The organism is Microbulbifer variabilis, from assembly GCF_052467165.1.
In genome coordinates this window covers 270274-283149 of the sequence record NZ_CP174301.1, presented here as the reverse complement: position 1 = coordinate 283149, position 12876 = coordinate 270274, and the positions used below count along the sequence as shown (strand labels likewise).

Below are 12876 nucleotides of genomic sequence, written 5' to 3'. Positions count from 1 at the left end.
GCCTGGTAGCACGAGAGGATTGCCTAAAAATACGACCACCTAAGCCTCATCAGTCGGACACTGATTGAATTAGTCATCGGAGCTTTAAAGCCTATGAGGTTAGAATCCCAATAACCATAACGATAACCAAGGAAATATGCTGTGAAGAGATTACTCCTGCCCTTGGCCATCGGCGCCTCGCTGCTGGTCACTCAGATATCTGCTGCCGCCACCAAACCCCAGCAGTTGCTGGAAAATACCGAATCCAAGGTTATTGAGTGGCGTCGCCACCTGCACCAGAATCCAGAGTTGGGTAACCGCGAGTTTGAAACAGCTAAATATATAGAAAAACATCTCCGTTCATTAGGGCTGGAGGTAGAAACTGGCATTGCCCATACCGGGCTTGTTGGGTTTCTGAAAGGTGCCAAACCAGGGCCGACAGTAGCGCTACGCGCCGATATGGACGCTCTACCGGTAACTGAAAGGACCGATGTTCCTTTTGCATCCAAGGTGAGAACCACTTACCAGGGCAAAGATGTAGGCGTAATGCACGCCTGCGGCCACGATACCCATGTCGCCATGTTGATGGGCGCCGCTGAAGTACTTGCCGGCCTACGTGAAGAACTCGCCGGCAATGTACTCTTTATTTTCCAGCCTGCCGAAGAGGGGGCGCCAGATGGTGAAGAAGGCGGAGCCGAGCTGATGCTCAAAGAGGGAATTTTCAAGAAATACAAGCCAGATGTTGCTTTTGGCCAGCACGTTACCTCCTCACTTCCTGCTGGCGTAGTCGGTTACCGCTCAGGCCCCTTGATGGCCGCCGCTGATGAATTCCGCATCACTATTAATGGCCACCAGACTCATGGCTCCCGCCCCTGGGGCGGAGTGGACCCTATTGTTGCAGCCGCGCAGGTAGTTATGGGTACCCAGGCAATTGTCAGCCGTCAGATAGATATCACTAAGGAACCAGCAGTTATCTCTTACGGACGCATTGATGGCGGTGTGCGCAATAATATTATTCCGGATAGTGTTTATCTGAATGGCACCATCCGGAATTTTGATATGGATAATCGTGCGGAAATTTTCAAGCGCTTGAAAACAACAGCTGAATTAATTGCTGAGAGTTCTGGCGCTAGCGCAGATGTAGAAATTTTGGAAGGATACCCTGTAACTATCAACAATGCGGAATTAACTGAAATGGCTCTCCCCATTTTGAGATCCGTAGCGGGTGACAAGCGGGTGATAGAGATACCTAAAGTTACTGGTGCGGAAGACTTTTCCTACTTCGCCAATGAAGTGCCCGGTTTTTACTATTTCTTAGGAGTAACCCCACAAGGGCAAGATCCCAGCAAAGCCCCCAGTAACCATTCACCTCTATTCTATGTGGATGAAAGCGCTTTGCGTAAAGGGACTGAAGCTCTAACCTTACTAACCTTGGACTACATGGCCAATTACAAACGACGGTAATGGAAAGCGAGCCTCCATTGAGGCTCGCTTACACTATTTTTATTTTACGCGCTTTCCGAGCGCCCCCTTGCTGGACGGCGGCGTGGTGCACGTTGGAGCCCTTGTGAATCGGAGCGGTCTGTTCCTTCAACTCTATCTCGCCCCTTGCCATTATTTCTTGAGCGAGTCCCAGCATTCCCACCATTATCGTTATTACTGCGAGAACGGCTTTTCCCACGCCCCTCATTATTACCGCGGCTGTTTGCGCGATTACCTGAACGACTGTCCTTGCTGCTTCGGCTACCACGGCTGTCGTTATTGCCGCGAGCGCTCTCTCTGCGTTTTTCCCCACCAGAACGTGAGGGCTGGACTCCTCTGCGCTTAGGGGTGCCTGAGGCCGGCAGCTGATGATCTGGCTCGAAATCCTCAATTTCCTCACGAGGGATCGGTTTACCAATCAAGCGCTCGATATCGCGTAATTGCTTGATTTCATCGGCGCTCACAAGAGACAAGGCTTGCCCCTGAGCCCCCGCACGCCCTGTGCGACCAATACGGTGGACATAATCCTCAGGGACACTCGGCAGATCAAAATTCACTACCTGAGGTAATTGATCAATATCAATTCCGCGGGCCGCGATATCCGTTGCAACTAGGATCTGCACCTTGCCAGCTTTAAAGTCCGCCAGGGCCCGGGTTCTGGCATTTTGGCTCTTATTGCCGTGAATAGCAGCTGCCAGAATGCCATCTCCTTCCAGCTGCTTCACAAGTCTATTGGCACCGTGCTTGGTACGACTAAATACCAGTGCCTGATGCCAGCTATTCTCCCGAATCAGATGACTAAGCAGTTTTGTTTTTCTAGCTTTATCCACAGGGTGCAGCTTTTGGCGTACCGTTTTTGTGGTGGAGTTACGAGGGCTGACATCAATCTCCAGCGGGTCCTTCACCAATCCTTTGGCAAGCTGGCGAATTTCTGGGGAGAAGGTTGCAGAGAACAGCAGATTCTGGCGTTTGGTCGGCAGAATCTTCAACACTCGCTTAATATCATGGATAAAGCCCATATCCAGCATACGGTCTGCTTCATCCAATACCAGAGCCTCTAGCCGATCGAAACGGATTGCCCCCTGGTTGTGCAGATCCAACAGGCGCCCGGGGGTCGCCACCAGAATGTCGGCACCGCCGCGCAAGCGGGATATCTGGGGATTTATCTTAACACCACCAAATACTACCGCATGACGCATTGGCAGGTACTGGCTATAGCTCTGCACATTATCGAACACCTGAGCGGCCAGCTCGCGGGTTGGGGTAAGTACCAGCGCACGCACATGCCCCTTACGGGCACGTTCACCGGCACTGAGCCGGTGCAATAGTGGCAAAGTAAAACCGGCTGTTTTACCTGTACCCGTCTGGGCCGCCGCCATAATATCACTGCCCCTCATTACTGCAGGGATAGCCTGCGCCTGAATGGGCGTAGGCGTACTGTATCCCTGCTCTGCAACTGCACGGGCAATATCCTGGGCAAGCCCCAGATCTTCAAACAACATAAAAACCTCAAACTGCGCTCCAGGCGCAAGCAAACACATTCGCACCACAAGGGTGCAAATTTAAAAATCGGAGTGGGCATACAGAGCTTGTTGGTGCTCAATGCATACAGCCGTCTATTCACCGGTCGTCCGGCGCGCGGCATTCAGTAGAAAGTTCCGGGAAGAATTTAAGAAATGTTCCTGGGAGGGCACCGGTGAAATACCGGCCTACAAATGACGCAGCTGAGAAATCACAGCGCGGGCACTATAACATAAATGTACTGACTGTATAGTTCTATCTGTTAACACCCAGGCTTCATAGCTTTATACATAGGGGTTGTTAGGAAAACGCCCAGCGCGACCGTAATATAGTTTTGCGTTCGCAACGCGAGCGTCTATCTTTTTGATATCCACCCCCGTTGCGAACTAGAAACAAAGCTGCCAAGCGCAGTTGGGATTTTTATTGATATGTCATTTAACAACAAAGTTACCCCGGAACGAAAAATAGAATTAATCACTCTCGGCAACGGGCGCAGGGTATCAATCCGCCCCATTTGCCGCAGTGACGGGCAGCTGGAGAAAGAGCTCATTGAGGACCTCTCCCCCCAAACCCGGCGCGATCGCTTTATTGGGGGCAGCTGTAAAGCGAGTCAGCAACTGATTGAACTGCTCACCGACAACGACCATCAGGTTCATGAAGCTTTTATTGCCCTTTGCAGTAGCGACCACGCACAGAGAGCGGTTGCCACCGCGCACTATGCAGTAGATCCAGACGGACAAGCCTGTGAGTGTGCCGTAGTGGTTAGTGATGATTGGCAGGGCCTTGGCCTTGGTAGACTGATGTTAAAACGCCTAATTCACTGCGCCCAAGAACAAGGCTTAGAGCGTATTTACTCTATTGAATCTGCCGAAAACAAACGCGTTCATTCTTTCGCAAGGTCAATGGGCTTTGTTTGCCAGGCCGACGCTCGAGATTACACCTTACTGACTTATACTCTAAATCTACAGCCGGCAGCGCAAACCATCGAATTTGAGCAGAAGTCAGAAGATAACCGAATTAATCTAAACTGAAATACCATCGATTAGGGGCTGCCTGGTATGGCTTGGCAGTCCTTCATCGACCTATTACCTTGGCCGAATCTCCAAAAACATAACGCACTGACTAGCCGGTCAGCACTATATTCTTTCCAATACTCGAAATCCAAGCATTAACAGCTACACATTAAACATGTCAGCCTTTAAGCCGATAAAAAATCAAACAACGATTAAAAAAAGTAAATGAAGCTGAAAAAACTATTTCTAGTTTCGTACTATGTTTCTGCATATCATCCTGCTCTTCAAGTATCTCCTGGTATATTAATAACTCAAAAAGCTTCCCACACAATCGCCTAGTTACTCAATAACAGATTCAGCTATGGGGATTCAATAAGAGGAAATATTGCCAGAGAAAAAACAATCTTTGTGTTAACTATTTTTATGCAACTGCTTAAACCAATAAGAAAATTAATTATTCTATTGAAGTTGAATCCTACAAGTCTGAAAGTACAGTTAATCTCGAACTTAACCGAAATGCTTTGGAAAGTTCTTTTTCAGGTACTGTAATGCTTCTACATGGATTTCGCGCTTCAAAGGAGTTCATGCTTAGCTCAGCGCTCTATTTTCACTTTCTTGGGTTTGATGTAGTAATCCCAGACCTTCTGAGTCATGGAGAATCAGGTGGCAAAAAAGCCTTTGGAGTGGGCGACAGTGAGATCTTCAACGCTTTGGTCGATAACCTTATTCAAAAAAGCATTATTAAGAAAGATAATCTCTATTTGCTAGGCCATTCAATGGGAGCTCTAACCGCTGCACGAATCTCTGCTTCTCGTCAAGATATCCGTGGCCTAATTCTTCAGGATCCCATGGTGAAATTTGATCAAGCAGTAGTAAACTATGCTCGAGCCGCTCACCCTTTGATTAGCGGCCTTATTCCAGAAAATAACTTCCGCGAAGGAGCTACTCGCGCACTGGAAAAAGCCAATATCTATCTCTACGACACAAGAATAAAACCACTCCTAATTTCCTCCAATACTCCAACGCTTCTATTCCTCTCACCATCAGACCCTTTTGCCCCCTATAGCGAATTTAAGGACTTAACAGATAGTAATATAAATTTGGTCTTACTTAGGGAGAGAAATCACCCCAGTATGGGAGTGATCGGAAAAATGAGCATGAGGCACTTATTAATTGGCTAAAATGGTATGCTTAGGACTGCATGCTAAATATATTTTTATTTCATCATAATTTCAGCATTCAGTGATACTTTTTGTATCACTGAATGTCAAATAAAAACTAAAAGTAGGTAAAATCAATTCAACAGCTATTCAAAAAAATCATTACACGCTAGTGGACCACTGAACTCCAGCAAGGCTTGCGGCATTGTGACTGTCTCAACAAGATCTCCTTTTTTATAAAGCGAGAAATTTACGTTAGCCTGCATAGATTTCATATATCTCTGCTCCCCACCAAAAATAATTACAGAAGGAAATTCAAGAGGATAGAAACTATTGATATCAGCCTTAGCTTCCACAACAAGCTTATATCTTATCTTATTGAGTTCAATTCTCATAAATCCAGAACATGAGTCTATCACCCTTTTAACAGATAAATTATTAAACGCAGGATAGAATATCAAATCGTACTCATCAGAAATATACCGACCGGCCCACATTTCAAAGTCAGAATTACCAAGCTTGGCTCCAGTAAACATATAGTAAAGTTTATCAGATAGCCCCATACTGTATGCCATCCCCGCACTGGACTCTTTGTCATACCAACCTTTGTCCAGCTGGGCATACCCTTCTCCCATCAGTGATTGTGTACCATCGTGAAAGCTATACTGTATAGGAGTCCCTACCGTGTATAGAAACCATCGCCCCCCCACCCCTGGAATCTCAGGAATAATACCAAATGGTGTTTGCCCCGGATTCAAACCATGCCAATAATGATGGTGTTCACCATTCCATCGCATACTGAAATTAAAATTTTCATGGTTCACCCAAATAGCTTCATCATCAGCCACAAGGACTCCGGGCACTTCATAATAAAACTTACCGGGATCATCCGGGTGAGTTAAAATCACCTCATCCAAAAACAAATCATATTTTACAGATTCTCCATTTATTGGCGTAAAAGCCAGATGAATATAGGCTTTTGGAATGGGGTCAGAAAAATTTGGAGCAATATATGTCTGAAAGCTGACCTTGAAGTAGCCTACATCAGGAACCGCAATATTGTAGAACCACTGTTCGGCCCAGGTCTTATCTGAGGTTGGGTTATGAGCCTTTACGTCATCTAGAGTTGTTGCGTACCCTTTTATATGTGAAAAAATCAATACTGAAGCAAATAAAAAATATCTTAATTTAATAAAGCAGCGCATAGCATTCTTCCCATGAGAAATACTGTAGACCAGCAATATAACTGACTATCCTTTACAAAAAATGTAAATAGTAATAAATGTCAGATTGAAAAGCCCACCGAGCTAGAAACAGCTAAGCCGGTTTTTTGGCGAACAGGAGCATAACAGTCTTTATCAACCAGATAGGATACCCACCAACATTAGACTGCATAAAATGAGAGAGAGCCCACAATTAAAATCAAAATATCTTTTATATTGAATGCCATTACATAATTTAAACAATAATTAGTGGAATAAAGGGATACCGGCTCAACCAAAAAACCTAGAATCATTAAAACTGGTTAATTTTAGGTTCTATTTAAATAATATGTGGCGGATAATTTCTCTTTTATTTTTGAATCACATCTAAAATAAGAAAATCCAATTCCCAGCCTGACTCTCTTAAAATGGATAGATCTATTCCTCCCAAACTCCCAATCTACATAAATGGTACATGGGTAAGCTCTAACAGCAAAAAATGGCTAGATGTCACCAACCCCGCCTCAGGGGATACACTCTGCCATGCACCATATACAACTTCAAAAGAGCTACAAAATGCAGTAATTTCTGCCACCGAGGCATTTAACGACTGGAAAGATACACCGGTTTCCATACGAGCTCGGATAATGTTGAAATATCAAGCTTTATTGAAGGAAAACCAGGAATCACTAGCTGAAATACTGAGTGAGGAGACTGGTAAAACCTTTGAAGATGCCAAGGGCGATGTTTGGCGTGGTATTGAAGTGGTCGAACACGCAGCGAATATTGCCAGCCTGATGATGGGCGAGACCGTTGAAAATGTCGCCACTGGTATAGATTGCTATTCCTACCTCCAGCCAATAGGTGTTTGTGCCGGAATAACTCCGTTCAACTTTCCTGCAATGATTCCCCTCTGGATGTTTCCCATGGCAATAGCTTGTGGCAATACTTTTATCCTCAAGCCATCAGAGCAAGACCCGATTACTCCCTGTAAGCTCGCAGAACTCTTTGAGGAGGCCGGTGCGCCGAAAGGAGTTTTACAGGTAGTACATGGAGGTAGTGAGCAGGTAGATTTCCTACTGAAAGATCCAGGCATCAAGGCAATATCCTTCGTTGGATCAGTGCCCGTAGGTCGTCATATTTATCAGACAGGTACTCAGCACTTAAAGAGAGTCCAGGCATTTGCAGGAGCTAAAAACCATATGGTTGTTATGCCTGATGCTAACAAGAGGGCTGCAATCAATAATATCGTCGGCTCCTCTGTTGGTGCGGCAGGTCAGCGATGCATGGCAATTTCAGTCGTGGTGCTAGTAGGTGAAGCACAGCAATGGATACCTGAAATCCGTGAAGCCATGGCCAAAGTTAAACCGGGCCATTGGACAAATCCAGACTCTGACTTTGGCCCACTGATTTCTCCAACAGCCAAGAAACGGGTATTGGGGTATATTGCGAAAGGAAAGGCAGAAGGCGCAGACTGCCTGCTGGATGGTTCCAATATATCAGTCGAAGGTTACCCCAATGGGAATTGGGTAGGGCCAACCCTGTTTGCTAATGTCTCTCCAGAGATGTCCATTTACACTGACGAAATATTTGGGCCGGTCTTATGTCTCGTCAATGCGGATTCACTGGAAGATGCTATCCATCTGGTCAATTCTTGCCCCTATGGTAACGGTACTTCAATTTTTACTTCCAGTGGTGCCGCCGCTCGCAAATATCAGCATGAAATTTTAGTGGGGCAGGTAGGAATAAACGTTCCCATTCCTGTCCCCCTACCTTTCTTTAGCTTCACTGGCTGGCGAGCCTCATTTTACGGGGATCAACATGCCTATGGAAAGCAGGCCGTGCGCTTCTATACGGAAACGAAGACGGTAACTGCGCGGTGGTTCGACTCCGATATCGAACATGCGGAGCATACCAATATGACTATACAGCTCAAATAAATTTAAAAGTGCATTAAACTACGTTCAGTTAAGGAGATCATCGTGGCCACATCAGTCGCCTTTTTTGGATTGGGGCATATGGGAGCTCCAATGGCATCTAACCTGGTAAAAGCTGGATTTCAGGTCAAAGGGTATGATCCCGTTACAGGGCTCCTCGATAACGCAGAAAAGCAAGGTATAGAAAAGTGTGTATCTCCACATCAAGCAGTTGTGGGTGTAGATTTTATTGTGAGTATGCTACCTAATGATAGTGCCGTCGAATCACTCTATCTTGATGAAGAGAAATTACTGGAGCAAATTACCGAAAATACATTGGTAATCGATTGCTCAACTATTTCGACAAAGAGCTCCAAGAGACTTCTTGCTTCTGCTCAAGATAAAAAGTTACATGCTATTGAAGCTCCTGTATCTGGTGGTGTCGCCGGTGCAGCAGCAGGTACGCTTAGTTTTATGTGCGGTGGAAACCATAGCGATGTCGAGCGAGCAAGGGAAATTCTTCAGCATATGGGGGCCAATATCTTCCATGCTGGTCCCGCAGGCGCAGGACAAACCGCAAAAATCTGCAATAACATGCTACTGGCCATTCATATGATTGGTACAGCCGAGGCCTTGCAACTCGGGGTAGATAATGGCCTCGACCCCATTGTACTCAGCGAGATAATGTCGAATAGCTCTGGGGCCAACTGGTCACTGCAAAAATATAACCCCTATCCCGGTGTAATGTCTGATACCCCTGCAAGTAAGGATTACACCGGTGGATTTATGGTGAAGCTGATGTGTAAAGATTTGGGACTTGCGCAGCAGGCTGCAAATAACAGCCAAAGTTATACTCCACTTGGTTCCCTGGCCCGTAATCTTTACGGGCTACATGATCTTGCAGGCAATCATGAGCTGGATTTTTCCAGTATACAGCGAATGTTCCAGAAGACTTGATAACTACCTGAAATCTGCTGGAATTAAGTACGAATGCGTTTCCTCAGGAAAAAATAATCTATTTAGAAAACTAGACCTAACTGTTGTAGGCCCCTATAAAAGAGAGGCCTAAATTATACTTGGGATTAACTATTAGCGCTCTTGTCCTGTAGGTGCTATCTGGATTTCTCTGATAGTTACTTGTTGAGGCTGTGAATACATAAATAGTGCTGCGCGTGCTATATCATCTGCATTTATTGCGCCACCAATAGAATCCTTCCACTTTAGATAGTCGTCAATAATTGCCTGTGAAGTGGTATGGCTTACAAGATCAGTTTCCACTGCACCTGGACTTATTGTCATCACACGTACGCCACTGGATGCGACCTCTTCTCGTACCGTCTCACCAATGGCCGTAACCGCATATTTGGTCCCACAATAAGCAGCGTGGTTAATAAAGGTTTTCACTCCTGCCAGTGAACTGATATTGATAATACTGCCACGCTTTCTGTTTTTCATGCCACCAAGTACTGCCTGCATACCATTTAGAGTTCCAAGCACATTCACATCAAACATCTGCCTCCATTCAGTAGGGTCTTGGGTTTCCACATTACCTAAAAGCATCATACCGGCATTGTTAATCAAACAATCAACAGGGCCAAATTGATGTTCAGCTTCTCTAATTGCTGCTTCAAGGTCCTCTCGATCGGTGATATCTACCTTCTTACACAAGGTATTAGGTAGATTAAGGGATTCCATCTTCTCCAAACGGCGCGCCAACAGTAGAAGGGGATATCCAGCATCTGACATATGCCGAGCGATGGTGGCGCCGATGCCTGAGCTGGCTCCAGTAATCACAATAAGTGGTTTGGTCATAACAATCTCTCTTTTCTTTTCCATAGCCGGTCTATCTTTCGGCACTCATTTGATGGACCAAGTATAGGATTTACGACTATGATGATTATCCTCACCAATCTGAAAACATTGTTTGGTTTTAATGAACAAGCTATCCTGGCGAGCCATCAGGGCCTTTTTATCTGTAGCAGAATATGGGAGCTTTACTGCCGCCGCCGAGCACCGTGGGTTTTCCAAGGCCAATCTGAGCCAGCAAGTATCTGAGTTGGAAGCTGCTCTCGGGGTCCAACTCCTTTACCGCACCACCCGCAAGTTGCGGCTGACGGAAATCGGTGAGGGCTATTACCAGCGTTGTAAACTGGCAATGCAGCAGCTGGATACTGCCGCGGAGTGGGCATCTCAGAGTAAAGCAGGGATTAAAGGCAGTATTCGGATAAATGCTGTTGGCGGGGTGATTGGTGAAGAGCTTATTGCGCCACTCGTGATAGATTTCCAGCGTAAATATCCCGAAGTGCGGGTTCACTTAGACTTTTCCAGCGTACGTGTAGACCTGGTTGAAGAGCAATACGACCTGGTCATCCGTATGGGTACGCTGCCGGACTCATCGCTGATAGTGCGCAAGCTGCATAATATTAAAACCCGGTATGTCGCGAGCCCCGACTTTTTAAGTGCCCACGGGCCTATAACCAAACCTTCTGACCTTTCCCTGGTGCCTCTGGTTTATGGCAGTGTTGACCAATGGGTCATGACACGAGGTAAAGCCCAACAGGTTGTTCAAGCTAATCAAGGAATTAAACTCGTCAGCGGCCGGGCTATGCATCTCGCATCATTGGCTGGCCTGGGAGTGACTCGCTTGGCAGATGTTTATGTGCAAGCAGATATTGCCGGGAACAGGCTTGTAGAAATCTTACCTGGCTGGTCAGAGTCCACGATATTGTCTATGGTGTGCCCACCCCTGAAGCACCAGCTAATAAGAGTTCGCAGTCTTATGGAATGGCTAAAAGAGCGCTTCCCTAACGCATATCAACTCTTACTGGAAAATGGTCCGGCTGGTTAACTCCGCACCTGCTTATTTTTCTTCTTGTTTTCAAAAAAAATTCTATTAACAATTTGTCTCGGAAAATATTTATTCCTCTGATTTATCAGCTCGCTTAATCGCCTCTAACTCTTCCAAAGTTAACGACTTATAACCACGTAAATAAGGCCATCCAAACCCCCACCGAAAAGGTGTAGGCAAAAAGGGTGTCCCACCGATACGGACTCCCACCAACATTAGTAGCGCAACTTCGTCCTCACCAGTACCAACAACACAAGCTTTTAATTTTTCATCCGCCAGCTTGCGCTCTTCATAGGTACCGCCTTTCCAGTAAGCGTAGTCATGAGCCAGGCAACAGCTCATCCATAGTTCTCCATGCTCAACAGTCCCATCAGGAAAAACACTACAACCATCTGTTTGAAAAGGTTCTATTTCCAAAGCCCATAATGTAGATGAATAAAACAATACGATTATTAATAGGTACTTCATAATACTTTAATTTGATCAGCAGCAGACACAACCTACCCAACTAACTCCAGAATAGGATGAACTATATTTTATAACATCCTCCTCCAGTTAGGGGGTTTACCATAGAAATAAATGGGAGCTTCCAAGATTTTCCTGCGATCAATTCTTCCAACCAGTTGGCTACAGGTACCGGTTAGATAAATAAAGTTTCAATCAATTCTCATTGGGCTCAAGCCTTGCCCACAAGAGTTTCAAAAAAATCAAAAGAGCTTGCTGATGGAGCTGGATAACTATGCTGTTTACCCAATTCACCTAGGGCAGCAAGAATAAGTGTATCACCAATGACCTGGCGCACTCGAGCAAAAACCAAAGTAGCACGAGAATACCTGTCATGTGAGAACTCAGCGCTGACCAGGCTAAGATTGGGCTTATGGCTATGGACTTCGGCGCTCTGATATCGCTATCGCTCATAGGAGATCAGCCCTTCCATAGCAACTCTTCCCTGATAACGTTCCAGCATCAACAGCTCTATATACTTAGCTATGGATTCCACCAAGAAGGCTCTATCTCATTTAATCCCATTTCAAACCAATGGCCAAACCATTAGCCAAACCATTAGCCAAACCGTTAGCCAAACCGTTAGCCAAACCGTTAGCCAAACCGTTAGCCAAACCGTTAGTCAAACCGTTAGCCAAACCGTTAGCCAAACCGTTAGCCAAACCATTGGTATGCAGTTTTATGAACTGCACGGCGATAGGCCTGACTGCTATCTTACCCTTTATTTGGCACCCTTATCTTACAACTACCCCTGAATATTCCTACATTAAGTTTATTACCATCAGAAAATCATAAACCTTTCGACACACTAAATTTGCTTGTGGTCTTGATTTTCTGGTTAGTCACCACTCCTTTAATTTTGGCCTTCGAGCGAGAACACAATACTCGGAAGCTCGCTGAACTGACAAATGAACAGACCCAGACTGAGCTAAGAATGTTACAACAACATGTTAATCCCTACTTTTTTTAATACACTAAACAGTCTATATGCATTACGCTTAATGCAGTCGAATCAAGCGGCACCGATGTTGCTGATATTATCTGACCTTCTACGCCATTTGGTGTATCAGGGTCAAACAGCTGAAGTAGTACTAAAAGATAAACCTGCCTATTTACAAAATTATTTTGAACTGCAAAAAATAGGAGTAGAATTTCTCTGCAGGATTGGAATGGATATAAATTACCAGAGGAATCAAAAAAGATTCCGCCTCTATTACTGATTATACTAGTAAAAAATACCTTTAAACATAG

The 12876-nt window shown here is 45.4% G+C and carries 12 protein-coding genes; 7 read left to right on the top strand and 5 right to left on the bottom strand.

Features of this window, described 5'->3' with window-relative positions; genetic code table 11:
- Positions 1-141 precede the first annotated feature (141 nt).
- Positions 142-1443 carry an amidohydrolase gene (locus ACJJIP_RS01315; RefSeq protein WP_444946070.1) on the top strand — a complete coding sequence of 434 codons (1302 nt, stop codon included), beginning with the start codon at positions 142-144 and terminating at the stop codon, positions 1441-1443.
- A gap of 44 nt (positions 1444-1487) precedes the next feature.
- Here the strand turns inward: ACJJIP_RS01315 and ACJJIP_RS01310 are convergent, their stop codons facing one another.
- Entirely contained in the window at positions 1488-2963 is a 1476-nt protein-coding gene (locus ACJJIP_RS01310; RefSeq protein ID WP_444946069.1) for a DEAD/DEAH box helicase, read from the bottom strand.
- Between the two features lie 447 nt (positions 2964-3410).
- Here ACJJIP_RS01310 and ACJJIP_RS01305 point away from each other — a divergent pair, with 447 nt between their 5' ends.
- Together ACJJIP_RS01305 and ACJJIP_RS01300 are read left to right on the top strand one after the other, a co-directional pair.
- Positions 3411-4013, top strand: coding sequence for a GNAT family N-acetyltransferase (locus tag ACJJIP_RS01305; protein ID WP_444946068.1), 603 nt, complete (start codon positions 3411-3413; stop codon positions 4011-4013).
- Positions 4014-4516: 503 nt separating this feature from the next.
- Complete coding sequence (locus ACJJIP_RS01300; protein ID WP_444946067.1) at positions 4517-5176, top strand: alpha/beta hydrolase; 660 nt, start codon at positions 4517-4519, stop codon at positions 5174-5176.
- 125 nt (positions 5177-5301) lie between these two features.
- Here ACJJIP_RS01300 and ACJJIP_RS01295 read toward each other — a convergent pair whose 3' ends face one another.
- Positions 5302-6360 carry a hypothetical protein gene (locus ACJJIP_RS01295; RefSeq protein WP_444946066.1) on the bottom strand — a complete coding sequence of 353 codons (1059 nt, stop codon included), beginning with the start codon at positions 6358-6360 and terminating at the stop codon, positions 5302-5304.
- 425 nt (positions 6361-6785) lie between these two features.
- Between ACJJIP_RS01295 and ACJJIP_RS01290 the strand changes: the two genes are divergently transcribed.
- Both ACJJIP_RS01290 and mmsB read left to right on the top strand, forming a co-directional pair.
- Positions 6786-8297 (top strand): CoA-acylating methylmalonate-semialdehyde dehydrogenase, encoded by a 1512-nt coding sequence (locus ACJJIP_RS01290; protein WP_026305203.1) that lies wholly within the window; start codon positions 6786-6788, stop codon positions 8295-8297.
- 42 nt (positions 8298-8339) lie between these two features.
- The gene (mmsB, locus tag ACJJIP_RS01285) at positions 8340-9230 is read left to right on the top strand and encodes a 3-hydroxyisobutyrate dehydrogenase (protein ID WP_444946065.1); all 891 of its coding nucleotides are present in this window, start codon (positions 8340-8342) and stop codon (positions 9228-9230) included.
- A 132-nt stretch (positions 9231-9362) separates the two neighbouring features.
- Here mmsB and ACJJIP_RS01280 read toward each other — a convergent pair whose 3' ends face one another.
- A complete protein-coding gene (locus ACJJIP_RS01280; protein WP_020414351.1) occupies positions 9363-10085 on the bottom strand; it encodes an SDR family oxidoreductase in 723 nt (240 codons plus the stop codon).
- A gap of 121 nt (positions 10086-10206) precedes the next feature.
- Between ACJJIP_RS01280 and ACJJIP_RS01275 the strand changes: the two genes are divergently transcribed.
- A complete protein-coding gene (locus tag ACJJIP_RS01275; protein ID WP_444946064.1) occupies positions 10207-11121 on the top strand; it encodes a LysR family transcriptional regulator in 915 nt (304 codons plus the stop codon).
- Between the two features lie 69 nt (positions 11122-11190).
- On the opposite strand, the gene ACJJIP_RS01270 is transcribed toward ACJJIP_RS01275, so the two are convergent.
- Together ACJJIP_RS01270 and ACJJIP_RS01265 are read right to left on the bottom strand one after the other, a co-directional pair.
- Entirely contained in the window at positions 11191-11463 is a 273-nt protein-coding gene (locus ACJJIP_RS01270; protein ID WP_282952299.1) for a hypothetical protein, read from the bottom strand.
- 677 nt (positions 11464-12140) lie between these two features.
- Entirely contained in the window at positions 12141-12317 is a 177-nt protein-coding gene (locus tag ACJJIP_RS01265; protein WP_444946063.1) for a hypothetical protein, read from the bottom strand.
- Between the two features lie 255 nt (positions 12318-12572).
- Between ACJJIP_RS01265 and ACJJIP_RS01260 the strand changes: the two genes are divergently transcribed.
- The gene (locus ACJJIP_RS01260; RefSeq protein ID WP_444946062.1) at positions 12573-12845 is read left to right on the top strand and encodes a histidine kinase; all 273 of its coding nucleotides are present in this window, start codon (positions 12573-12575) and stop codon (positions 12843-12845) included.
- Positions 12846-12876: the final 31 nt, after the last annotated feature.